Source organism: Paraburkholderia sp. SIMBA_027 (genome assembly GCF_046535315.1).
In the GTDB taxonomy this organism is placed as follows: Bacteria; Pseudomonadota; Gammaproteobacteria; order Burkholderiales; family Burkholderiaceae; genus Paraburkholderia; species Paraburkholderia tropica.
In genome coordinates this window covers 301763-325051 of sequence record NZ_JAWRWY010000011.1, presented here as the reverse complement: position 1 = coordinate 325051, position 23289 = coordinate 301763, and the positions used below count along the sequence as shown (strand labels likewise).

The 23289-nt window shown below is 63.8% G+C and carries 20 protein-coding genes; 9 read left to right on the top strand and 11 right to left on the bottom strand.

Annotation, left to right across the window (positions count from 1 at the left end; translation table 11 throughout):
* Nucleotides 1–73: 73 nt before the first annotated feature.
* Complete coding sequence (locus SB764_RS22355) at nucleotides 74–1075, top strand: aldose 1-epimerase (protein ID WP_321903609.1); 1002 nt, start codon at nucleotides 74–76, stop codon at nucleotides 1073–1075.
* A 32-nt stretch (nucleotides 1076–1107) separates the two neighbouring features.
* Here SB764_RS22355 and SB764_RS22350 read toward each other — a convergent pair whose 3' ends face one another.
* Nucleotides 1108–1371 (bottom strand): hypothetical protein, encoded by a 264-nt coding sequence (locus SB764_RS22350; protein ID WP_065057941.1) that lies wholly within the window; start codon nucleotides 1369–1371, stop codon nucleotides 1108–1110.
* A gap of 397 nt (nucleotides 1372–1768) precedes the next feature.
* Here SB764_RS22350 and SB764_RS22345 point away from each other — a divergent pair, with 397 nt between their 5' ends.
* Nucleotides 1769–3130: an MFS transporter gene (locus SB764_RS22345; RefSeq protein WP_074987877.1), complete on the top strand. Its 1362-nt coding sequence runs from the start codon at nucleotides 1769–1771 to the stop codon at nucleotides 3128–3130.
* A 129-nt stretch (nucleotides 3131–3259) separates the two neighbouring features.
* Here SB764_RS22345 and SB764_RS22340 read toward each other — a convergent pair whose 3' ends face one another.
* On the bottom strand, nucleotides 3260–4207 hold the full coding sequence (locus tag SB764_RS22340; RefSeq protein ID WP_410864915.1) for a CAP domain-containing protein: 948 nt from the start codon (nucleotides 4205–4207) through the stop codon (nucleotides 3260–3262).
* Between SB764_RS22340 and SB764_RS22335 the strand changes: the two genes are divergently transcribed.
* The gene (locus SB764_RS22335) at nucleotides 4197–4538 is read left to right on the top strand and encodes a hypothetical protein (RefSeq protein WP_410864913.1); all 342 of its coding nucleotides are present in this window, start codon (nucleotides 4197–4199) and stop codon (nucleotides 4536–4538) included. The genes SB764_RS22340 and SB764_RS22335 overlap by 11 nt on opposite strands.
* A 365-nt stretch (nucleotides 4539–4903) precedes the next feature.
* Here SB764_RS22335 and SB764_RS22330 read toward each other — a convergent pair whose 3' ends face one another.
* The 7 genes from SB764_RS22330 to SB764_RS22300 form a co-directional block, all read right to left on the bottom strand.
* Complete coding sequence (locus tag SB764_RS22330; RefSeq protein WP_065057933.1) at nucleotides 4904–5257, bottom strand: DOPA 4,5-dioxygenase family protein; 354 nt, start codon at nucleotides 5255–5257, stop codon at nucleotides 4904–4906.
* Between the two features lie 146 nt (nucleotides 5258–5403).
* On the bottom strand, nucleotides 5404–6975 hold the full coding sequence (ilvA, locus tag SB764_RS22325) for a threonine ammonia-lyase, biosynthetic (RefSeq protein WP_183040608.1): 1572 nt from the start codon (nucleotides 6973–6975) through the stop codon (nucleotides 5404–5406).
* 102 nt (nucleotides 6976–7077) lie between these two features.
* Entirely contained in the window at nucleotides 7078–7446 is a 369-nt protein-coding gene (locus tag SB764_RS22320; RefSeq protein ID WP_124263366.1) for a hypothetical protein, read from the bottom strand.
* Nucleotides 7447–7538: 92 nt separating this feature from the next.
* A complete protein-coding gene (locus SB764_RS22315) occupies nucleotides 7539–8594 on the bottom strand; it encodes a ParB/RepB/Spo0J family partition protein (protein ID WP_124262180.1) in 1056 nt (351 codons plus the stop codon).
* Nucleotides 8584–9267, bottom strand: coding sequence for a ParA family partition ATPase (gene parA / locus SB764_RS22310; RefSeq protein WP_410864911.1), 684 nt, complete (start codon nucleotides 9265–9267; stop codon nucleotides 8584–8586). Before parA ends, SB764_RS22315 begins: the two co-directional genes overlap by 11 nt.
* Nucleotides 9268–10400: 1133 nt before the next feature.
* Entirely contained in the window at nucleotides 10401–11774 is a 1374-nt protein-coding gene (locus tag SB764_RS22305; protein ID WP_065059903.1) for a replication initiation protein, read from the bottom strand.
* Between the two features lie 1465 nt (nucleotides 11775–13239).
* The gene (locus SB764_RS22300; protein WP_065059902.1) at nucleotides 13240–13560 is read right to left on the bottom strand and encodes a DUF4148 domain-containing protein; all 321 of its coding nucleotides are present in this window, start codon (nucleotides 13558–13560) and stop codon (nucleotides 13240–13242) included.
* Nucleotides 13561–14153: 593 nt separating this feature from the next.
* Here SB764_RS22300 and SB764_RS22295 point away from each other — a divergent pair.
* From SB764_RS22295 to SB764_RS22275, 5 genes are all read left to right on the top strand, one after another.
* Nucleotides 14154–15746: an ATP-binding protein gene (locus tag SB764_RS22295; RefSeq protein WP_410864908.1), complete on the top strand. Its 1593-nt coding sequence runs from the start codon at nucleotides 14154–14156 to the stop codon at nucleotides 15744–15746.
* On the top strand, nucleotides 15743–16426 hold the full coding sequence (locus SB764_RS22290; protein ID WP_110329681.1) for a response regulator transcription factor: 684 nt from the start codon (nucleotides 15743–15745) through the stop codon (nucleotides 16424–16426). Before SB764_RS22295 ends, SB764_RS22290 begins: the two co-directional genes overlap by 4 nt.
* Before the next feature lie 191 nt (nucleotides 16427–16617).
* Nucleotides 16618–17292, top strand: a complete 675-nt coding sequence (locus tag SB764_RS22285; protein ID WP_065059912.1) for a response regulator transcription factor — start codon at nucleotides 16618–16620, stop codon at nucleotides 17290–17292.
* A 42-nt stretch (nucleotides 17293–17334) separates the two neighbouring features.
* Complete coding sequence (locus tag SB764_RS22280) at nucleotides 17335–18846, top strand: sensor histidine kinase (RefSeq protein WP_110329682.1); 1512 nt, start codon at nucleotides 17335–17337, stop codon at nucleotides 18844–18846.
* A gap of 25 nt (nucleotides 18847–18871) precedes the next feature.
* Nucleotides 18872–19582 (top strand): response regulator transcription factor, encoded by a 711-nt coding sequence (locus SB764_RS22275; protein ID WP_065059898.1) that lies wholly within the window; start codon nucleotides 18872–18874, stop codon nucleotides 19580–19582.
* A gap of 171 nt (nucleotides 19583–19753) precedes the next feature.
* On the opposite strand, the gene SB764_RS22270 is transcribed toward SB764_RS22275, so the two are convergent.
* Complete coding sequence (locus SB764_RS22270) at nucleotides 19754–20038, bottom strand: DUF4148 domain-containing protein (protein ID WP_065059897.1); 285 nt, start codon at nucleotides 20036–20038, stop codon at nucleotides 19754–19756.
* A 292-nt stretch (nucleotides 20039–20330) separates the two neighbouring features.
* Here SB764_RS22270 and SB764_RS22265 point away from each other — a divergent pair, with 292 nt between their 5' ends.
* Nucleotides 20331–21299, top strand: a complete 969-nt coding sequence (locus SB764_RS22265; protein ID WP_110329684.1) for a sulfonate ABC transporter substrate-binding protein — start codon at nucleotides 20331–20333, stop codon at nucleotides 21297–21299.
* Nucleotides 21300–21427: 128 nt separating this feature from the next.
* On the opposite strand, the gene SB764_RS22260 is transcribed toward SB764_RS22265, so the two are convergent.
* Complete coding sequence (locus SB764_RS22260; protein ID WP_410864905.1) at nucleotides 21428–23170, bottom strand: purple acid phosphatase family protein; 1743 nt, start codon at nucleotides 23168–23170, stop codon at nucleotides 21428–21430.
* Between the last annotated feature and the right edge of the window lie 119 nt (nucleotides 23171–23289).

Here is a 23289-nt window from a genome sequence, read left to right as displayed (position 1 = left end):
TTTTATTAGTAACAATTACACGACTATTCCGACTCGCTTCTTCCCCGCTTTCCCGCTTCCGGAGACCGCGCCTTTGACCGCCTCCTCGCCACGCCGGGCCTCGATCGCCCGCGCCGCCTCGCCAACGCCGTTCGACGCCGCCGCGCTCGACGACAACCAGCTCATCGCGCTCGCGCATGGCGCCTCGCGCGCGCTGATCGCCCCGCACGTCGGCGGCTCGATTGCCGCCTTTTATGACGACGATCCGATCCACGGCGCGCAACACTGGCTGCGCCCCGCGACAGCGGAGGCGCTCGACGCACGCGATCCGCTCGGCATGGCGAGTTTTCCGCTGATGCCGTACTGCAACCGCATCCGCGACGGACGCTTTCGCTTCGAAGGCGAGATGATCGACCTGCCGAGCGGCACGGGCGCGCTGCGTCACGCGCTGCATGGCCATGCGTGGCGGCGGCCGTGGAGCGTCGAATCGCGCGACGCCGGTTCGGTCACGCTGCATTTCGTGCACGAGGCGCCCGCGCGCGGCGGCGAGGGCTGGCCGTTCAGCTATGAGGCGCGCCAGCACATCACGCTCGACGAAAGCGGGCTCGCCGTGCGGCTGTGGGCGCGCAATCTCTGCACGCGCGCCATGCCGTTCGGCTTCGGCCATCACCCGTACTATCCGCGCCCGCCCGGCACGCGCATCGCCGCGCGCGTGCGTGCGATGTGGGAGATCGACGCCGAGGTGCTGCCGGTCACGCTCAGCGCGCATCCGGCCGTGGAGGCGCTCGAAGACGGTCTCGTCGTCGATGAATTCGATCTCGACAACAATTTTTCCGGCTGGCGTCGCGAGGCGCTGATCGAGTGGCCGGCCGAAGGGCGGCGCCTCACGCTGCGCGCGAGTGCGCCGCTCGACTACTTCGTGCTCTATAGCGCGGCGGGATTGCCGTGGTTCTGTGCGGAGCCCGTCAGCAACACGACGGACTGGCTGAATCTGCAACTCGACGGACTCGCGGGCCGGCTCGACGTGGGCGGCACCGTGCTCGCGCCCGGCGAGAGCGTCGAAGCGCACCTCGCCTGGCTGCCCGGACGGATCTAGCGCGGAGGCATTGACCCGAGCATCGCGCCACCTTACATACCGGACGACGTGCGCACGCCCGCTTGCGGCGCGCCGTAACCGCCCGCCTGCGCATTGTTCGGCAGACCGTTGGCCAACTGGCCGCGCGGATCGGTGGGCCCGACCGGCAACTCGCCCGCCTGACGATTGCCGTGCGTGGGATATTCGCTGCCGCGGGGGGCGTCCGGCATCAGCTGAAGGCCGTTTTGCGGCGAACGCAGATCGTCCGCGGCGGACATCTGCGCGAAGGCGCTACGCGCGGGCAGCGCGGCGGCCACCGCAACGGTGGCGGCAACGAGAACGAGCGCGCCGGTGCGCGCCTTGGGGAAAAACGCCGGGATCTTCACGTCGGACTCCTTTGGCCATCCAGGCCAGATCGCTACTCCAGACTACGCCGGGCTCGATGCTGATTCGACACGCCAACAAATGGTGTGTTCGACACGCTCGCGCACGTTCGGGTTGGCGCGCCCGTCCTGCGCGCACCGGCCGTCAGCAAAGATACGAAGCGCGCCGTCTCGCGGATGCGTCTCGCGCGCCAGCCCGCCGCCCTCACTCGATAATGTCCCCGATATCGGCCGCGCACGCACGGGCGTACTATTCGTGCTCGGCATTTCAAGCATAAGAAGCGTGCTCCGCGCGAACCCACGCGCGCGCTCACGCAACGAGGAGACATTCATGAGTCGCAGTCCCGCCGTCAACGTTCAGACGTTTCTCAACGAGCATCCGTTTTCTCCGTTCCAGTGGTTCATCTTCGCGATGTGTTTCGCGATCGTCCTGCTCGACGGCTTCGACACGGCGGCGATCGGTTTCATCGCGCCGTCGCTGCTCGGCGAATGGGGCATCGCCAAACCCGCGCTCGCGCCGGTGCTCAGCGCCGCGCTGTTCGGCCTCGCGTTCGGCGCGCTCGCCTCGGGCCCGCTCTCCGACCGGCTCGGCCGCCGCGCGATGCTGCTCGGCTCGGTGCTGGTGTTCGGCGTCGCGTGCCTCGGCTCGGCATTCGCCACCAGCATCGACCATCTGACCTGGCTGCGCTTCGTCACGGGCGTGGGGCTCGGCGCGGCGATGCCCAACGCGGTCACGATGATGGGCGAGTACTGCCCCGACAATCGCCGCGCGACCATCATCAATCTGATGTTTTGCGGCTTCCCGCTCGGCGCGGCGTTCGGCGGTTTTCTCGCCGCGTGGATGATCCCGCACTTCGGCTGGCGCAGCGTGCTCGTGCTAGGCGGCGTCACGCCGCTCGTGCTGGCCGTGCCGCTTGCGCTGCGCATGCCCGAGTCGGTGCGCTACATGGTGGCGAACGCGAAACCGGCCGAACGCATCCGCACCGCGCTGGCGCGCATTTCCGCCGATGCGCTCGCGGCCCAGTCGTTCACGATGACCGAAACCGCGCCGCACGCAGAAGGCAAGGGCCTCGGCGTGGTGCTGTCGGCCCGCTATCTGATCGGCTCGGTAATGCTGTGGATCGCCTATTTCATGGGCCTCGTGATCTTCTACGCGTCGATCAACTGGATGCCGCTGCTGCTCAAGGACGCCGGCCTGCCGCCCGCGCACGCGACGCTGATCGCCGCGCTGTTCCCGCTCGGCGGCATCGGCGCGGTGCTGTGCGGCGTGCTGATGGATCGCTTCAACGCCAATCGCATCATCGCGGCCTGCTACGCGCTCACCGCGCTGTCGGTCTGGCTGATCGGCCAGGCGGTGGGCAACGTCGGCGCGCTCGTGCTGATCGTGTTCGTGGCCGGCGTGCTGATGAACACCGCGCAGTCGTCGATGCCCGCGCTCGCCGCCGCCTTCTATCCGACCCAGGGCCGCGGCACCGGCGTCGCGTGGATGCTCGGCATCGGACGCTTCGGCGGCATCGCCGGCTCGTTCCTCGTGGCCGAACTCGCGCGCCGTCATTTCTCGTTCGCCGGCATCTTCGCGACGATCGCCGTGGCAGGTCTTGTCGCGTGCGCGGCGCTGCTGGTGAAACAGGCGGCCCGGCCGCAGGCGATCGAAGCGACGCGCGCGGCGAAAACCGAATCGTTCGGGCATTGAGTCGCGCAATCTGCACGGCAAGATCGCGCGCGCTCGACGCGCGCACATGAACAAAAGGGGTCGCTCGATGCGGCCCCTTTGTTTTGCTGCGTGCTACGTGTTACGTGCTGCGCGCTGCGTTCGCGGCGATCAGAACTTCGGCAGCGGACGGCTTTGCGTGCTTTGCACCGCCGAATGCGCGATGCCCGACGCCGCCGTCGTGAACGTCCACGCCACGTTGATCGAGTACGTCTTGCTCGACGAATCGGTCAGCACGCCGGTCACCTGCACCGTGTAGGTCGTGCCGCTCGCGAGCGCCGTGTACGGCACGCACATCGCCGCGTTGCTGAGTTCGGACGGCGTGGTTTGCGGCGTCTGCGGCAGGCAGGAGACGCTCACGCCGCTCGCCGACGTAATCGTGAAGTTCAACGAGCTGAGCGTGGTGCCGAAGGCGCTCTGGATCGTCACCGGATAGCCGACCGTCGTATTTTCGTAAGTCGGCTGGCTCGCGAACGGGTTCGGATCTTCGTTCGAGAACCAGCTCGTCGGCACGCCCTGCTGGCCGGAGTACGGATACGCGACGAGCGTGGTGACAGACATCGTGTCGGCGCCCTTGCTGCCGAAGTCGATGTTGAATGCTTCCCAGCTCGCGTTCTGCATGGAGCCGACGCCCATCAGCGTGAAGTCGTCGAGCATGACGATGCGATGGAACGGCGCGTCGAACAGCGTTTCGACCGGCGACAGGCTGTCGTTGAACGCGGCGGGCTGACCGGCCACCACCACTTCGCCCATCATCGAGTACGAGCCTTCGGCCTGGATACGGTCGAACGGCGATGCGCCCGTGTAACCGGTGTTGCCGGAGACTTCGGTATGGCCGTAGGTCTGGTTGTCGACCAGATAGGTTGCGTGGTCGAGCGACGCCGTGGCGAGCCCGGCGTCGGTCGGCAGCGTGGCGAGGCCGACGTTCTGGCGCACGGCGTTCAGCCAGGCGATGCCGTCGGTGGTCGCATTGCCGCTGGCCGAAGGCAACGTCGTGGCGGTGGCGGCAGGCGCGAGCAGCACAACGTCGCTCGAGCCCGAGCTGGACGTGGTCGGCACGCTGGTCGCGGAGGAGCGCGACGAACTGCTGCCGGACGAGTTGGTGGACGACGAGCCGGACGAGGCGGACGAATCACCGCCACCGCCGCCGCAAGCAGCGAGAAGCGCAGCGGCCAGCACGGCAGCCGCTTCGAGTTTGAGTGTGGAAAACCGCATGACAAGCCTTTTGTTGTTTATTCGAGAAGTCGCCCCGGCCGGTGTAATGCCGGTTATTGCTGGCGCGTCCATTCATGCCCTTACTCCCTCTGCGTCACGATGCGAACATCGTTCGGCAGCTTTCAATCCGGCAACGCCATTCGATTGCAGAAAATTGATTGCGCATCCTGACTAACGGCAGAACACGAATGAACTTGAGCATTGCTGCGGGAGAGCGTCGGAACGCGTTTCTGCCGGGCTTTTCCGGCAAAACGCGCGATTATGCAGGAATGCAAAGAGGGCTGGAACAGCGAATTGACGCACCGGTTTCGACTGACGAATTAGCGTCGCTTTAACTGTGGTTTAGCGGTAAAAATTACGTCGTTATTGAGTCGTTTGGCGCGATTTATTGTGGTGCACAGCGTGCCCATTGGCGGAATTTGTGCGGCTCTTTACGGCCGCTTTAAAGACTTATTATTCACACGATTAGCGCGTTTTATTTGGCATCCGAACCAACGGATCAGCACAATGTGTTGCTGTCGCGACGTGCGCGAAGAAATCTCACACGCCGAATGCGCCGAGATTGAGCGTGTGCGAACGGCCGATCCACACCGCGGAATCGCGATGATCGCGCAGAGAATCGGAGGTATTCGGATGCACGAATACGTCGAAACGACCGTGATTAAGCGTAAGCCATGCAAAGACGTCGGCGAAGTCCGCGTTGGCGATCGCGAGCTGATACGACCACATCGGATGCGGCCCAACCGGACGCTCGTGGAAACGACCGATTTGCACGGTATTGCCCCAACGCGCGTCGATGATTTCGCGCAAGGCCCACGCGGCGTCGCGCGTATCGGCATCGAAATAAATGTGAGCGTGCCAGCCGGTGATTTCAGTGGGATCGATTCGATTCATGGTGAGGCGCCTGAAGAACGGGAGTGCGGGAATCCAGCGGAAGATCGAATCGATATTTTGCCGCGAATTGCGGCGTCGTGTTCCCGGCCTCGCAGCGCGTCGAGCAAGAGGCTCGGGAACACTCATCAAGTACTCAGGATGTCGAATTACTTGAGAAACAACCGATACGCCGGATTCTGCGTCTCTTCGTAATGCGGATAGCCGAGCGTGGCGAGGAAGCGGCGGAACTCCGCGTCTTCCGCCGCCGGCACCTGAATCCCGACCAGAATCGAGCTGTAATCCGCGCCCTGATTGCGGTAGTGGAACAGGCTGATGTTCCAGTTCGGCGCCATCGACGAGAGGAAGCGCATCAGCGCGCCCGGACGCTCCGGAAACTCGAAGCGGAACAGCCGCTCGTCGTGCGCGAGCGGCGAACGTCCGCCGACCATGTAGCGGATGTGCTGCTTCGAGAGTTCGTCGCCGGTGAGATCGACGCACGGAAAACCGTGCTCGACGAAGGTCTGCGCGATCTGCCGCGATTCCCCACGATTGCGGATCTGCACGCCAACGAAGATATGCGCGCGCTCGGCGTCGTCGATACGGTAGTTGAATTCGGTCACGCTGCGCGTGCCCACGAGTTCGCAAAAACGCTTGAAACTGCCGCGTTCTTCGGGGATTGTCACGGCGAACACGGCTTCGCGCGCCTCGCCCACTTCGGCGCGCTCGGCCACGAAACGCATGCGGTCGAAGTTGATGTTTGCGCCCGACGTGATCGCGATCAGCGTCTGGCCCGCGATGCCTTCGCGCTCGGCGTACTTCTTCGCGCCCGCCACGGCCAGCGCGCCCGCCGGTTCGAGCACGCTGCGCGTGTCCTGGAATACGTCCTTGATCGCGGCGCAGAGCGCGTCCGTATCGACGGTCACGACTTCATCGAGATACTGCTGGCACAGCCGGAAGGTTTCCTCGCCGACCAGCTTCACGGCCGTGCCGTCCGCGAACAGGCCGACTTCGCTCAACTCGACGCGTTTGCCTGCCTTCAGCGACTGCGCCATCGCGCACGAGTCGTCGGTCTGCACGCCGATCACGCGGATCTCAGGGCGCACGGCCTTCACGTACGCGGCCACGCCCGCCGCCAGACCGCCGCCGCCGATCGGCACGAAGATCGCGTGAATCGGGGCCTGATGCTTGCTGAGCACTTCCATCGCGACGGTGCCCTGGCCGGCGATCACGTGCGGATCGTCGAACGGATGCACGAAGGTCAGGCCGCGTTCTTCCTGCAGACGCACGGCGTGGGCGTAGGCATCGCTGTAGGACTCGCCCGCCTGCACGACTTCGACGGTCTGGCCGCCGTGCGCGCGCACGGCGTCGACTTTCACCTGCGGCGTGGTTTCCGGCACGCAGATCACCGCCTTCACGCCGAGCCGCGCCGCCGACAGCGCCACGCCCTGCGCGTGATTGCCCGCCGACGCGGTAATCACACCGCGCTCGCGCTGCTCAGGCGAAAGATGCGCCATCTTGTTGTACGCGCCGCGCAGCTTGAACGAGAAGACCGGCTGGTTGTCCTCGCGCTTGAGCAGCACCGTGTTGCCGATGCGCGCGGAGAGGTTCGGCGCGGGTTCGAGCTCGGTTTCGCGGGCCGCGTCATAGACGCGCGCGGTGAGGATCAAACGGAGGTAATCGGTCTGCTGCGGGTGGTGTGCGTCGGCTTGGACTGCGGTTTGGCGCGAATTGGCCTGCATGACGGCTCCTGTGCTGTCTCTTGTGATACTTGTTTAGCCAGGAGGCGGAAATAAAAAACCCGCCTCGTGGGGCGGGTCGTTGTCGTTTTTGCCAGTCGTACGCTAACCCACCATTCGAGGAATGGTGCGAATAATCAGCGAAATCGGGCTTTGGCGACGGTTCATTCCTACAAGCATGGCGTAGGCAGCGAGAATTGTCAATCCACGGGTAATTCGCGCATAAATGTTCAGATAACTACGAAATACATTCACATCATTACACTTCAATGCCTTGAGCGCCGGGAAGTGTCGCTTGGTGCGGATAAACCCACTTTGACCCTCAGCGAAACGCGTCTGAGCGTGAAACATTCTAGGAATTGTCTCATATCCCCTTGATTTGACGGGGTTTTCGGCGATTTCAAAATGATCGGTCGGTGTTCCACGGATTCGACCCTCGCCGTCACAAGACGCGGAAAATCGATGCGAAAGCACGCAAACCGCCCTAGAAACGCAAGAGGGCAGGCACCTGACGGCCCTGCCCTCTTCCTCGTGCGTCTAGTGCGAAATTATTGCCAGACGCCCGCTCAACCGACGGCGACGGGCTCCATTTCCGACGCCCATTCGTCGATGACCGCCTTCATCCGTTCGGCCAGGCGCTGCTGATCCGCTGCGGCGATGCCCTTGAGGTTCAACTCCGCGCGACCGTCGCCGAACAGTTTCAGTTCGCCGAGCGCCACACCGTCCGGACGGCTGAATTGCACGCGCGATTGATAATGCGTGCGACGCGGACCCACGCGCCGAGCACCCGCCTCGGCCGACGCAGCGGCTTCGAGCTTGCGCACGCTCGCCTTCCCTTCGATTACCTGTTCGAGCCAATGCTCGGCAACGCTCGCACCCGCGCGATCGAAAATCAGCTTGATGTTGTAGGCATGCCCGAGGCCAATGTCCTGACGATTCTGCGCCATGCGCTGAAGCAGATACGGCGGCAGCGACGTCAGCGAAATGACCTTGCTGATGTGCTTCGGGTCCTCGCCCACAGCGACGCCCAGTTCGGTTTGATCGACATAGACGCCGTCGTCGAGGAGCTTTTTCCATGCAAGCGCGTCGTCGAAAACGGTCTGCTCTTCGCGCTCCTTGTTCGCGTGATACGCGCGCAGATAGAGATTCTGGTTGTCGAGGCCGTCACGCACATCGGCATCGATGAGCTTGTCGCCGCGCGAACGGGCCGCGCGAATCCGGCGCTCACCGTCGACGATCACGTATTTGCCGGGGAACTGCGGCAGGCGCGTGACCAGAATCGGCGTGATCTGACCTTGGCTCGCGAAGCTCTCCGCGAGTTCATCGATCGTCTCGGCGCTATAGAACGCGCGCGGATTGTACGGATTCGACACGACGTCATCGACGGAGATCCGCGTCACGGCATGGGTTGCCACCGTCTCGATGACTGCGGCGATCTCCGGTTGCGGTGCGACTTGTGGCGCGGTCGGGGCTGTAGCCTGTTCGGCGGGGGCGGGGGCCGCGCCCGCGTCGCGCTGCGCGATGCCGACGACGTCGCCATCGGCCAGACGCTCGCCAGCCGAAGCGCGCTCGACCGCCATGCCCGCGCGAACCTTGCTCGTGAAATTGAGCTTAGTTGCCATCGACCACCTCCTCTTCCTGAACGAGCGCGATGATTTCGTTGTAGACGGCCGTGATCTCGTCCTTGGCGATCTTCGTCCCGCGAACGCCCCGCACGTCGAAGACGGTGCGCCCGAGTGCAGCGGCCTGACGATACAGTTCGCGTTGCTTGACCGTGGCAGCGAGTACGCGAACGTTGCTCTCAGCCAGGATTGCGCTCATCTGCGTATGCAGGATCGTTTTCGAATTCGATTTATTCAGCAAAATTGCGAATTTTCCAGCCGGATTCGCGACGCGCGTGCGCTCCACCAACTCCATCATCCCTTCGCTACTCCAGATGTCGATCGGAGAAGCGTCCGTCGGGATGACGGTTGCATCGGCAACAGCGAGGACGCGCGCGGTGGTGAGATCGTTGATGTTCGGCGGACAGTCGACGATGACGACGTCGTAGTCGTTCGCCAATGCGGCAATTTCAGGCCCGATCATCTTTTCGAGCTTGTTGATGCTACCGACGCGGAATGGAAGCGGTGTTTCCGGACCCGCAGCCGCGCACCAGCTCATGCAGGATTGCTGGCCGTCGGCGTCGGCGACATAGACTTTGTAGCCTTCGGCTTGAAATGCACCAGCCAAATTCATGCTGGTGGTGGTTTTGCCGACCCCACCCTTTTGGTTCGCTACGGCGATGACCAGACCCATTCGGTTCTCCATGCAAAGTTCAACGGAGAAGTGCACCACGCTCAATCTCCACGTGGAGACTCTCCAGCAAGTCTTTTGGGAGTCTAACGGCAAGTTAAAGTAAATTCTAGCTTCCAGGCTCAAATCGTTGGCTGTTCACCACCAAAATGGCCATTGGGATAAGAGAGTGAATGGGTTTTGCTATTTTTTGTAGGCGCCGAGGCGGTTGGGAACGGATTGGCGAAGGCTAAGGGCGTAGGTCTGATCTCCACGTGGAGATCAGGTGTATGGCTCATGCTTTGGCGACGAAGGGCTCGGGGTCGGCTATGTTAGCGCCGCCATCTGCACAGACCTGCGTGTTCTATGCGGAATTGAGAAACAGACTGGATTGCATGCGTACTGGGGAGTCTCAATGTCAACGCGGCTTACGCGTGAAACGGACGGCAATCTCCACGTGGAGAGCGAGCTTCGTTTGAAATAGATTTGAGATTGAAGGAACAGGGGCGCAGAATTCCTAAGTTGTGTTGCAGCGCTCAGGACATGTGCTTGGTGGTTAATCTCAAGCCGTATCGATTGCCTAATGTAATTGCATTCAGAAGATTTTCTCCACGTGGAGAACAGCGCTTTCCTGCCTAGTGACTGCTTGCGCCAATCAAGCGATCACATCAGCCTAATATCCCGGAAATCGCCGCCGCCAGACCATCATCGCGCGGATCAAATCAAAGAGATCACCTGTGTGGTTTGATGCCCTCGAACGTGGGACGTGATTCGCCACGTGGAGAATCACGTCCCACGACAATACAACAGCCATCCACGATTTCGCGACTTAACCAGACGCGCTTACTCAAAGACACGCTGCGTAGGCCTATGCCGCCGTACTATCGTCAGCGCCACATACTCAATCTCCACGTGGAGATTAACAGGCGCCATTCGTCAGGAATCTACAGCCACGTCAAAACGAGCGCTAACGCCCGTGCTCGATCCGAACCTGCCGCCAACGCAGCATCCAACGATCAGAAGATCAGGGGAAATAGAGCGGTCGAAATTTACCTATGTATTTTTATTGGGTAAATTTCGCCAGATTTTATTGCGAGACTGAGCATCTCGATGATGCCCATATGCGCCGAGGCAAAACCACTACCCCGATTCGCCAATCACTCTTCGCGCGTCTTCAACGCGAGTTCGATATCGCCCATCGCTTGCGTATCGCCGGCACCCGAGCCTTGCTGTCCACTAAGCAGGAATTCGAGCAGATCGGTCGCCGTCGGTTGGCCCCAGGTGTCCAGGACAACCCAACGGAAGAAGTTCGTCGATGCCATCTTGCTCGGCACTTTCGACGTCGAGACCTTGAGCTTGTCCATCCCGACCGTCTCGTTGTAGCGCTTGATCAGCGCCGTCTGATCGTCGTATTCGAGCTCGTTGAAGTACGAACGCGCCTCGTTGATCTTCGCGGCGATGTAGCGGTCCTTCACCTGATCCTGGCTTTCGCGCGCCTTGCCTGCATCGGGAGCGGCGCCGGCCGCGGCATTCGCGCCCGGCAACTCGTAGCCCTGCATCAACGCCTTGCGGAAGTAGGCCGCGACATTCGCGAGCGGCGCGGCATTCTTCTGCGCCACGCGCGCCGCCGTGTAGGCCACCGCGGTGCGGATCTTTTCCTCGCCGTACTGCTTGAACAGACGACGCGCTTCCGAGACCGGAATACTGAACTTCGACATCTCGCCGATCAGCAGCGTCTCATTGGCGCGCAGTTCTTGCGACGGATCGGTCTCCGGCTTGCGCGTCACGCGAAACTGCAACGCGACGACGGAGCGCCCCACCTTGTGCTCGATCAGCTCGAAGTTGTGATCCGAAATCTCGTTGACTTCCTTGATGCACGGCACCAGCACGCGGCTCTTGAATTGCTTGTAGAGCTTGTACGATTGCGCCGACGTATCCTGGCCGAGAATCAGATCGCGCAAGGTCGCGAGCGGAAAGCGCGCAGTCACGCCGACCGCTTCGTATCGCACGACGTTTTCCCAGAGCGCCAGCGAATGCGCTTTCCTGAATTGACGCGTGATCCGCATGTCGATCATCGCGTAGATTTCGGGATTCAGCAGTTCGCCGCGAATCTGTTCCGAGAACGTATAGCGCAGCACCGAACGCTCGAGTTCGGCGCCCGCAAGCAGACCGGATGCCTTCCAGATGCTGCGTTTATCCTGCGTGAGGTAGTCCCAGTTGACGACCGTGCTGATCAACGAGTTGATCGTTTCCTTGACGTATTCGGTGTTGTTGCTGTTCAGATCGACGTCCTGCGACAGGGCGGAAATCGTGATCTCGAACGAGGAGCGGCCGGGCTCGAGTGAGTCCTGACGGATCGCGTTCTTGATCAGCGAGCTGAACATCTTGCGCTGCTGGAGACTGATCGATCCGGACTTCGGGGCGATGTGAATCGCGGGGACCGCTTTGCGGAAGAGATCAGGCGGCTGGCCTTGAAATACGAGTGCGCCTTGCTTGTCGGCATCGCCGGCGTCGGCCTTTTTTCTTGCCATATGACCCACGTAAAAAGGGAACCTGGTCGGTTGGTAACTGTATACCAAGCGACCAGGTGACTCAAGGCCGCCGTCGCGTCTGTGCGAGAGCACGACATCGTGTGTCGGAAAAGTTGACAGATGCAGTACTCAACCCGGTGGGGAAGGCCGCCGGGCCGAGTTCCTCCCGGACCAGCTTGCAACGAAACGATCCCAAATCCAGTGACCTTTTGGACTGAAACGCTCGTCTCTCGTCCCATATTCGGCAACCTTTAGAAAAGATGTGAGTACTCACTCTCGAAACAAAGTTACCCACAGGTGCACGGATATGGGATTTTGGCCATTCAGGCGCGGTCGACGTCTGCCGTGCCTCGCACTGGAGAATCGTCCCACTGGCGGTAACCTTTGCTTGTCCCCATAAATGGCGACCTGAAACAGCCCGCACCGGCCCGTTTCCAGCACGTCGATGCCGTTCGATCCACCATAACTGGCTACCTTCAATCGATCCCATAACTGGATACCCTTGAAAAGGCCCTGTTCTCCAGGTCACGTCAGCTGGAGTTCACGGGAAATGCGATCTCGGCTACCTGTGTGAGCGTCAATCGACGCCCACCATAAGGGGTTACCTTTCGAATCTCCCATAACGCGTGACCCAATCGGGCCATTCAGCGACTGAAATCAGGCTCGACGCAGTCAAGAAGTCCCATAAAACGCGACCTTCGAGGCTTCCCATAAACGTGGACTTGAGGACTTTCCGGGCATTTTTCCCATACCGGGCGACCTTGCTCCCATATCCACACCCTCAAATCCCCATCCGCGGGCACCGAAATCCCATATCCACAACCCCGAGCCCCCATAGCCGGTACCGCAGTCCCCATAGTGCGACACCTTTTCGGCCGCAAACCCACGCCAGGCAAGGATTCCAGCCGCCTAAAGGTTTACTAAAGGTTCTAAAGCGTATTTGGTAAACACTAAAACCCGCGTCCGATAAGAGAGACATCTCCCAAAACCGGTACCCTTTGCAAATGTAAGTGATCACCAACTTCCGTGGCCCCATAGCCGGTAACCTTGTGAGCGTGAACCGCTGGAAGGCTCCCACATTGCGCTACCTTGGCGTGTTTACCTCGTTAACCACTTTCAGTATACGTACTAATACATTGATTATTAAGGAGGAAAATTGGTGTGGTTGCAAGTTATGGGAGAAAACCTGCAGATGAGGTCACCGCCTATGGGAGCGTTTGAGCTGTGGCTTTGCCGATCACACTGACCTTTGCGGCTGCGGAGTTCAAGTAAAGGTAGCCGGTTCCCATATCCGGTTACCCGGGCCAGGTACCCGAATATGGGATCGAGAGTGATGAATAGCGATCGGAGGAGAAGAAAAGCGCAGCGCGACCTCATTGCGGACCGGTGGTCACCTTGAAGGTGCACTGCTAAATCCGGCGCGGTGACCTGACGGCGACCGCACCGTCGCCCATCAATCAATCGATCAATCGGCTTGAGCGGAGCGAGTCGGTTGCGCGGTCGACGCGGTATGGCGCGCGCCGCAATCCTGCCGATAAAGCTCGGCCAGCCGTTGCTCGGCCGCTTGCAGATCGGATGGGTAATCGTTGTCCACGGCGTGCTCGTCGTAACCGACCAGCGACAGGTCGTGAAGCTCCTGCATCAACTGTTGATGCGTGACCTCGTGCGCGGGCCGCACGAACGGATAGCCATGACATTCCCTGGGCGTGAGATGCGGGGCGGCGAAGGCGCTCGCACTCGCCGCGCCGATGAGTGGAAGTAACGCGAACTTGAGCAGAGGTTTCACGGCTGTCTCCTTTGAATGTGAGCGGACTGGACGAACACATTGGTATCCGGTTCGATGACGATGGCGATGGCAAGGCCGAGCAGGATGCACAGCACCGCTACGCCCGATCCCCATCCGTACAGACACCCATGCGAAATCCAGAATAAGCAGCCGCTCACTTCGCAATCCGCTCAGCAGGATGAAACAACGTTCATGGATGAGCGCGAGCCGAACATTGGCGAAAAGCACCGGCGCAGCCTCGCACGCCGATCGATGCCCCTGCACCCAAGTCCTCCTCGCGTTCCCCCGCATTGACAAACTGACAGCTACGCGTCAACCGCCGGTAAGAACATGACTCGCTCTTCATGGTCTTGATGCCGTTGCGCGGTGAAGCCCCCACTATCATGACCGGGCACGCGCGCAACCGTCCTGATCGGACCGTCGCGCGACGATCGATTGTCGTCGGCGGAGCAAGCCATCGGGGAGGTCATCATGTCAGTCAGCGCATTCACGCCGCGATCGCGGGCCGGATACGCCGGGCGCACAGCAAGCGCAGAACGCGCCGCATGCTTCGCACGCGGCACGGCGTTGCACGCGCCGGCGCGAGGCACGCGATGAATCTCCCCGGCTGGGTCGCCGGCCGCGCGGGCGCGTTCGTACCGGAAGCGCCGCGCTCGGGCGCCGCCCCGGCGGCCATCGGCCACGATCGCTGGCAGACCACCACGTTCCGCTGGTTCGCCGCGTACGCCGCGATCTTCTCGGTGTCGTTCATGGTGCTGCTCGGCTTCATCGAGTTCTCGGTCACGCGCGCGATGATCCGCGAGACCGACAGCGGCCTGCGCTGGCAACTGCGCTATTTCGATTCGCGCAGCGACGATGCGCTCGGCGCCGCCATCGACACGCGCCTGCATCGCGAAAACCGTCGCGAGAACTTCTATGGTCTGTTCGCGCCCGACGGCCGCTGGCTCGCGGGCGACATCCACAGCCTGCCCGCCGGACTGACGCTCGATCCCTGGGGCCGTTCGCACGAACACGCGAGCGGCCAGACCGTGCGCCTCGATACCGGCACGGCCGTCCCCGCCCTGCGCGCGATGGGCGAAGTGCGGGCGGACGGCGCACGCATCGTCGTGGCGCGCTCGCTCACCGATGTCCACCACGTCCACGACGAACTGCTCAAGGCGCTGTTCGGCGGCGGTCTGCTGTGCCTGTGCGGCAGCCTCTGCGCGGGCCTGCTGCTGAGCATGCGGCAGATCCGGCGCGTCGCCGAGATCCGTCGCGCGACCGGTCGCATCGCGGGCGGCGAGCTGGGCGAGCGTCTGCCCGTCGCGGGCCGCGACGAACTCGACATGCTGGCCGACCTCGTCAACCGCATGCTCGACGAAGTCGAACGCCTGATGGCCGAAGTGAAAAGCGCCTGCGACGGCATCGCGCACGACCTGCGCACGCCGCTCACGCGGCTGCGGCTGCGCCTGTCGCACGCGGCCGAGTCGATGCAGCGGCGCGGCGAGCCGGCCATCGCGAACGTGCTCGTCGATGCGCGCAACGAGGCCGACACGGTGCTCGAGCGCTTCGCGGCGCTGCTGCGCATTTCGGAGATCGGCGCGATCAAGCGGCGCAGCGGCTTCGCGCAGGTGGCGCTGCCGGCGCTCGTCGACGAACTCTGCGATCTCTACGCGCCGCTCGCCGAGGAGAAAGACGTCGAGCTGCGCATCGCCGTGGCCGAGGTCGCGCCGATCCACGCCGACCGCGCGCTGCTCTTCGAAGCCTTCAGCAATCTGCTCGACAACGCGATCAAGTTCGCGCCGCGCGGCGGCTTCGTCAGCGTGACGCTGCGCGCGAGCGACGCCGGGCCGCGCTTCAGCGTCACCGACAACGGCCCCGGCATCGCCCCCGAAGAACGCGACGCCGTGCTCGGCCGCTACTACCGCAGCGAAGCCGCGCGCCACGTGCCTGGCACCGGACTCGGGCTCGGCATCGTGGCCGCCGTGCTGCGTCTGCACGACTTTCGCCTGTCGATCGGCGATGCCGACCCGCAGACGCTCGCCGTAAGCACGATGAACGCGACGAGCGCAACAAGCGCAACAAGCGCTCACACCGGCGCAGCCACGCTCGCCGACGCGCCCACGACAGCAGCCATCTCCACGGGCACCACGGTCGCCATCGACTGCTGGCCCTTCCACTCCTGGCCCAATACGCGTTATCAATGAGAGTTCTGCTGTGCTCCTCCTCCGACGCGGAGCGGGGCTATCTATACAAGGCGCTGAGCGAAAGCCTCAATAGCGTCGAGGTTGCCGACAACCTCTACTACGCCGTCTATCTCGCCTCGCACGAGCCGTTCGATACGGTGATCCTGTGCGCGGCCAGCGTCAACGCGCCCGAGGGGTTGCACGACGCGCTCGCCTCGTTCACGCGTCTGCCCGACGCGCCCGCCGTGGTGATCGCGCTCACGCGCGGCACGCCCGCCGATTGCGCGCGACTGCTGCGCGCGGGCGCCGACGCCTGTTTCGTGCAGCCCTGGTCGATCCTCGAAATCCAGGAGCGCATGCTCGCGCTGCGCCGGACCGCGCTCGCGCAGTCCGGTCCGTGCGCGGCGCGGCTCGATCCGCTCACGCGCGATCTGGTCGAGGACGAGCGCCGCATCTCGCTGACCACGCGCGAATATCTGCTCGTGGAATGCCTGCTGCGGCACGCCAACGCGCCGGTCGCGCGCGAGCAGCTGATCCGCTACGCGTGGCCGGAAAAGGGCGACGTCGAGCCGTCGAGCGTCAATCTGGTGGTCTCGCGGCTGCGCCGCAAGCTCATCACGCACGGCGCGCGCACGCAGATCGAGACGATCAACCGCTTCGGCTATCAGCTCGATCTGCGCGGCACGCCCGCGCCGACGTAGGGAGGTCGGTCCGTAAGCCCGTTGCAAGCCGGTGGCGGCGTGCCCGCCCGCCGCCACCACTGTTTCGCTGTTTGCAAACTTAAATTTAATTTAATGAAAGCCAACGCGGCACGGCGGCCTCACGACGGTAAACTTGCATTTCGAGAGAGGCTGCGCGAGGGCGCGCGGCGGAGTGCGAGGACATGAGCCAGGTGCGTGTATTGACGGTGGAAGACGATGCCGTCACAGCCAACGAAATCGTCAGTGAACTGACACAGCGCGGTTTTGCCGTCGATTGGGTCGACAACGGCCGCGACGGCATGGCGCGCGCGATGAGCGACGAATACGACGCCATCACGCTCGACCGGATGCTGCCGGGCGTCGACGGCCTGTCGATTCTCACGGCGATGCGCACGGTCGGCATCCAGACGCCGGTGCTGATGCTCAGCGCGCTCGGCGACGTGGACGAACGCGTGCGCGGCCTGCGCGCGGGCGGCGACGACTATCTGACCAAGCCCTTCGATCCCGAGGAACTCACGGCGCGGCTCGAAGTGCTGCTGCGCCGCCGCCAGGCCGCGACGGTCGCGCGCGAAACCGCGCTGCACGTCGGGCCGCTCGAACTCGACCTCATTTCGCGCAAGGTGCGCCGCGACGGCGAAGAAGTCGCGCTGCTGCCCACCGAATACCGCGTGCTCGAATTCATGATGCGCCACGCGGGCAAGACCATCACGCGCACCATGCTGTTCGAGGCCGTGTGGGGCTATCACTTCGATCCGGGCACCAATCTGATCGACGTCCACATGGGCCGCCTGCGCAAGAAAATCGATCCGCCGGGCGTGCCGCCGCTTATCCAGACCGTGCGCGGCTCCGGCTATATTCTCGGATAATCCCGCGTGTCCAGCCGTCCCTCCCCCGCCGCCGCGCCCGCCATGCCGCGCCGGCGCTGGCACACCACGACGTTCCGCTGGCTGTGCGCCTACACTGCGATGTTCGGCGTGTTTCTCACGCTGCTCGTCGGCTTCATCGCGTGGAGTGCGACCAGTTCGATCGAACGCGACACCGACTCGATCATGAGCTGGCAGCTCATCTACTTCGATTCGATTCCCGACGCGCAACTGCCCGACGCGATCTATCAGCGCCTCGAGCACGAACGCATGCACGTGAACTACTATGGCCTGTTCACCGCCGACGGCCGCTACGTGGCCGGCGACCTGCTCGAAGTGCCGCCCAACATCACCTACGACCGCGTGGGCTGCACGCTCAAGCACACGCTCAAGCTGCGCGACCGCAAACAGTCGCCGATCGTGCGCGCGATGGGCGAGATCCGCCCGAACGGCATGCGCCTCGTGGTGACGCGCGACATGACCAACGTGCTGGAGATCCGCGAATTCGTGGTGCGCACGCTCGCCGTGGGCGCGGTGCTCGCGCTGCTCGGCGCGGCCGCGGGCGGTCTCGTGCTCGGCATGCGGCAGATCCGCCGCGTGCGCGAAATCCGCCGCGTCACGCAATGCATCGCGCGCGGCGATCTCGACCAGCGTCTGCCCGTGGGCGGCGACGACGAACTCGACATGCTCGCGCATCTCGTCAATCACATGCTCGATGAAATCGAGCGGCTGATGAGCGAAGTGAAAGGCGCGTGCGACGGCATCGCGCACGATCTGCGCACGCCGCTCGTGCATCTGCATACGCTGCTCGCGCGCATCGCCGAACGCGAAAGCCTGCGCGCCGACGAAGAAGGCGCCGACATGCTCGAGCGCGCGCGCACCGAAACCGGCCAGCTGCTCGAACGTTTTCGCGCGATGCTGCGCATCTCCGAGATCGGCACGCTGCATCGGCGCGGCGGTTTCGCGACCGTCGATCTGCAGTCGCTCGTGCAGGAACTGGCCGAGCTGTACGAGCCGCTCGCGGAAAGCCGCGAGATCGAATGGCGCGTGAGCGCGGAAACGGTGAGCGAGATTCACGGCGACCGCGCGCTGCTGTTCGAGGCGTTCAGCAATCTGATCGACAATGCGATCAAGTTCGCGCCGGAAGGCGGCATCGTCAGCGTGACGCTGCGCGCGACGCCGCTCGGTCCGCAGCTCGAAGTCGCCGACAACGGCCCCGGCATCGCGCCCGCCGAACGCGCGGCCGTGCTGCAACGTTTCTATCGCGGCGACGCCGTGCGTCACATCGCCGGCTCGGGCCTCGGCCTGAGCGTGGTGGCCGCCGTGATGCGCGTGCACGATTTCACGCTGCGCATCGACGACGCGCCCGAGTTCGCCAGGTCCCACGATGCCATCGATGCAGCTGATGCGTCCGATGCCGGCGCGCAAGCGCACGAAGGCCAGCAAGACGGCGAACATCAAGGCACCCAGGCCGACGCGCCGCAAAGCGCACCTCGCCGCCCGGGCGGCCCCGGCGTGCGCATGAGCGTCGAGTGCTGGTCGCGCGCGCTCACCTGACCGTCGTCACCCTCAAGAAGAACCCATGCGCATTCTCCTCATTTCGCCGAGCCACGCCGAAGCCGCGTGGCTGCAAAAGGCCCTGCAGGAAAGCGCGCACAGTCTGCAACGCGCGGAAGAGCTGCGCGACGGTCTCTACGTCGCGGGTGAAGAACCGTTCGACGTGGTGATCGCCGTCGCGCTCGAACGCGCGCTGCTGCCCGAATTGCACGCGCTCCTGCCCTCGCTCGCGAAGGTCACCAACGGCGCGACGATCATCGCCGTGCTCGGCATCGAGGCGAGCGCGCACGATCGCTCGCAACTGCTGCGCGCGGGCGCCGATGCGTGCTTCCGCTATCCGTTCTCGTTCATCGAAATGCACGAGCGCATGCTCGCGCTGCTGCGCATCGGACCCGCGCTCGCGGTTTCGCCGGCGGCCGACAACGCGGCGGCCACGCCGCTGCTCGACGCGAGCACGCGCGAGATCGTCGAAGGCGCGCGCCGCGCCGAACTCACGCGGCGCGAATATCTGCTGATCGAATGCCTGCTGCGCCAAGCCAACATGCCGGTGCCGCGCGATCAGATGATCCGCTATGCGTGGCCTGAGAAAGACGATATCGATCCGTCGACCGTGAATCTCGTCGTCTCGCGCTTGCGCCGCAAGCTCGAACGCGAAGCGATCGAAATGCGCATCGAAACCATCAGCCGTTACGGCTATCAACTCACGCTGCCCGGCGCGAACGGCGCGCGCGCCTGATCGCCCATCCGACTTCGCGCCGCGCAAGCGCAAGGTAACCATCTGTGGGAACTGAGGTCACGTGCGCGCGATGCGCCGTGCACCTGTGCACCCCAAAAAGAAACGGCACGCGAACCTCGCGTGCCGTTTGTCTGCGTGCCGATGTGCGCGAAAACACCGCGCAGCAAGGGCTCAATGCGCGTAGAGCGTCGAATTGAGGTACGCGAGCTGACCGTCCTGCTCGGCTTGCACGAGTTCGTGATACACCTCGGCGCGGGTCTTTTGATGCACCGGTTCACCATACGGCGCTACCCAGCCGCCGGCTTGCGCGACGGGCGCGGTGCTCGTCGCGGCGACTTGCGTGGCGGCCGCCGTTTGCGTCTGCGTTTGCGACGCGGCGGGATTGGTGGTTTGCGCGAAGGCGGACGTGGTGACGACGGCACCGGCGAGCGCAGCAACGATCATGAGCGATTTCATGGGACTATCCTCCAGAGAACATATTCGATTGGCCGGTAAGCGAATGCGATAAATCGCATCCCGGTAGAGAGAGAATAGTTAGGTCAGCCTATCGAACCCGATGCAGCAATATGAAGAAACGTTCATCGGGGAGCGAGAAATCGTTGAGAAAGCGCGATGCTTAAGTCCTGTGGCTGATTTGAATCGCAAAACTCAATCGTTCTGAATCGGCGCGCGGCTTCGTAGAATCGATCGGACCTTTCAATCCGATGCCGTTGTTGATAACAGCCAATACGAAAATCGATCCGATCCCATGAGCACACGCCGCGATTTCCTCAAACTCTCGCTCGGCGCCGCCGCGACGGCGCTGCCGCTGCTGGGCACCCTCGCTCCTTCGCGCGCGTTCGCGGCGAGCGGCGCGCGCACCTTGCGCATTGGTAACCAGAAGGGCGCGCTGAGCATCCTGAAAGGCCGCGGCACGCTCGAAACGCGGCTCGCGCCGCTCGGCGTATCGGTCACGTGGACCGAGTTCAACGCGGGACCGGTGCAGCTCGAAGCGCTCAACGTCGGCTCGATCGATTTCGGCGACGTCGGCGACGCGCCGCCGATCTTCGCGCAGGCCGCCGGCGCGCCGCTCGCCTACGTGGCCGCGACGCTGCCGCGCTCGCAATCGGAAGCCGTGCTGGTGCCGCATGATTCGACGCTGCGCACGGTCGCCGATCTCAAGGGCAAGCGCGTAGCGTTCAACAAGGGCAGCAACGTGCACTATTTCCTCGTGCAGTTGCTGCGCCACCACGGCCTCGATTACCGCGACGTGCGCCCGGTGTTTCTCGCGCCCGCCGACGCGCGCGCGGCCTTCGAGAACGGCTCGATCGACGCCTGGGTGATCTGGGACCCGTTCTACGCGGCGGCGCAGGCGACGCTCGGCGCACGCGTGCTCGCCGACGCGAGCGGCGTGGTCGGCAATCGCGGCTACTATTTTTCGTCGCTCGATTATGCGAAGCGCAACCCTGATGTGATTCGCACGCTGATCGACGAAATCGCCAAGGCCGACGACTGGGGCAAGCAGCATCGCAGCGAGTACGCGGGGGAGCTGGCGAAGCTCTGGGGCCTGCCCGCGCCGATCGTCGAGCAGGCCGTGGCGCGCACGCAGTTCGGCACGGTGCCGATCACGAAGGCGATACTCGGCGAGCAGCAGAAGATCGCCGATACCTTTCTCGAACTCGGCCTCGTGCCCAGGCGCATCGACGTGTACGAAGCGGCGGCGCCCGGCGTGGCGTGACAAAGCGCGCCGCTTGCCGTGCGCATCAATGAAAAAAGCGCCGCACATCGCGGCGCTTTTTCTTTGGCGCGGAAGTACAGCAACCCGTACGACTACCCGTACGACTACCCGCGCGACTACCCGCGCGACTACCCGCGCGACTTCTTGAGCGTGATCGTCTCGAACAGTTCGTAGTTCGGCGTCGGCGTCTGGTCGGCGCCCGGCGCGTGATAGTAGTTCATCGTGATGGTGGTCTTGCCGCCATGCGCGCCCGGATCGACGTCGAACACCGCGATCCCATAACCGGTACCCGTATCGCGCTGCGCGGACCAGATGGCGTCCTCGACCGCGTCGGCGGCGGGGCGCACGAAGGTGCCCGCCGTCGCGCCCGCCACCGGACGATTGGGCTTCGTGAAGATCTGCGCCTGCGGCAGACCGTTGCCCGCATCCACGCCGTAGACGTCGAGCGGCGCGCTGGTGCCGCCGCCGCCGAGAATCAGGTGGATCGTGCCGTGACGCGTGTCGAAGGTGTTGGCCGCCGATTGCGCGTGCGTGACGGGCTTCGGCTGCAGCGTATCGACGGGCGCGCCCGTCTTGGCATCGGTGCCCGCATGATGATTGCAGCCGCGCACGGGATAGCTGCGCTCGTAGTCGTGATCGTGGCCGCACACCACGAGATCGACGCCGTAACGGTCGAACAGCGGCAGCCAGACCTCGCGGATGCCCTTGTCCGAACCGTTGCCCGTCTTCGACGAACTGAGCGCGTCCTGATGCATCTGCACCACGATCCAGTCGATGTCCTCGTCGTGCGCGGCTTCGCTCAGCGTGCGTTCGAGCCAGCGCGTCTGCTCGCCGTTGCTGTAGCCGCGCACGTAGAACGACGTGCCGGGCGCGACAGGCGCGTTGCCCGTGCTCGCGGCGGGCACGAGCGGCGCGGGGCCGGCGACGAAGGCGGCGGCGTCTTGATAGACGACGTCGTCGGCGTCGAGCGAAATGAACAGCACGTTGCTCACGCGAAAGCGATACCAGCGGCCCGCGAAGCGCGAGCCGTTGTCGGGCAGCGTGTAGCGCGTGAGATACGAGTCGAGCCCCTGCGCGCCGTTGTAGAACTCGATTTCGTGGTTGCCGGGGCAGGGCATCCACGGGCGGTTCGAGGCCGACGTCTGCGCGTTGTTGCCGAAGTCGCGCCACACCTCGGTCTGATGCGCGGGGTTCAGGTTCGCGTAGCAGAGGTCGCCGTTGAGCAGGTGAAAGAGCGGCTGGAAGCGCTCGACGGCTTCGACGGCGAAGCGGCTTTGCGGCGACGACAGCACCCAGCCCGTATTGGGCGTGGCGAGGTCGCCGTAGCTCGTGAAGCGGAACGGCTTGCGGCCGCGCGGCGCGGTCGTGAAGGTCGCGTTGAAGGGGCTGCCCGCGCGGCTGTCGTTGTCGGCGGTGACTTCGTAGCGATAGGTCGTGTCGGCGTGCAGGCCGCGCAGGCGCGCGTGATACGTGAACACGACCACGCCGGTGAGGCCGTCCGTGTAGGTGCGCTGGAGCGCGTCGACGTTTTCGCGGCGACCGCGGTCCGCGCCGTAGCTCACGCGCGGATGTGTGGCGGCCGCAAGCGAGGCCCACGAGATCACGACTTCGCTCGTCGGGTCCGCGCCCCACGTGAGGTGGATCTGCTCGGGCGTGCCGTCGGGCGTGGTTGTGTCGGCGCGCGCGACGCCCGCGAGCGCCGCGGCGGCGCCCGCCGCGCTCGCGAAACCGGACGCGCCCGCGAGCTTGAGGAAGCCGCGCCGCGAGACGTTCGCGGCGTTTTCCGCGTTGAGGTAGCTGCCGGTGGTGGTGTTGCTGGTGCTGTTGTTGCTGCCGGTGTTCTCGGTGTCGGGACTGTTTTTCTGGGTCATCTGCCATCGCCTCGTGAATGGAGCGTCGAAGCGAGCGCTGCCGTGCGAAAAATGCGCGGCGGATCGTGCACGCTTCGTCGCAAGCTTCGTGGAGTGTCGGCGAAACGATGGCTGCCTTA

Bases quoted from the DNA above. Each gene is read 5' to 3' on its own strand.
- SB764_RS22345 (WP_074987877.1), top strand. From the start codon at position 1,769: ATGAGTCGCAGTCCCGCCGTCAACGTTCAGACGTTTCTCAACGAGCAT.
- SB764_RS22330 (WP_065057933.1), bottom strand. From the start codon at position 5,257: ATGAATCGAATCGATCCCACTGAAATCACCGGCTGGCACGCTCACATT.
- ilvA (WP_183040608.1), bottom strand. From the start codon at position 6,975: ATGCAGGCCAATTCGCGCCAAACCGCAGTCCAAGCCGACGCACACCAC.
- SB764_RS22315 (WP_124262180.1), bottom strand. From the start codon at position 8,594: ATGGCAACTAAGCTCAATTTCACGAGCAAGGTTCGCGCGGGCATGGCG.
- parA (WP_410864911.1), bottom strand. From the start codon at position 9,267: ATGGGTCTGGTCATCGCCGTAGCGAACCAAAAGGGTGGGGTCGGCAAA.
- SB764_RS22305 (WP_065059903.1), bottom strand. From the start codon at position 11,774: ATGGCAAGAAAAAAGGCCGACGCCGGCGATGCCGACAAGCAAGGCGCA.
- SB764_RS22295 (WP_410864908.1), top strand. From the start codon at position 14,154: ATGAATCTCCCCGGCTGGGTCGCCGGCCGCGCGGGCGCGTTCGTACCG.
- SB764_RS22290 (WP_110329681.1), top strand. From the start codon at position 15,743: ATGAGAGTTCTGCTGTGCTCCTCCTCCGACGCGGAGCGGGGCTATCTA.
- SB764_RS22280 (WP_110329682.1), top strand. From the start codon at position 17,335: ATGCCGCGCCGGCGCTGGCACACCACGACGTTCCGCTGGCTGTGCGCC.
- SB764_RS22275 (WP_065059898.1), top strand. From the start codon at position 18,872: ATGCGCATTCTCCTCATTTCGCCGAGCCACGCCGAAGCCGCGTGGCTG.
- SB764_RS22270 (WP_065059897.1), bottom strand. From the start codon at position 20,038: ATGAAATCGCTCATGATCGTTGCTGCGCTCGCCGGTGCCGTCGTCACC.
- SB764_RS22265 (WP_110329684.1), top strand. From the start codon at position 20,331: ATGAGCACACGCCGCGATTTCCTCAAACTCTCGCTCGGCGCCGCCGCG.
- SB764_RS22260 (WP_410864905.1), bottom strand. From the start codon at position 23,170: ATGACCCAGAAAAACAGTCCCGACACCGAGAACACCGGCAGCAACAAC.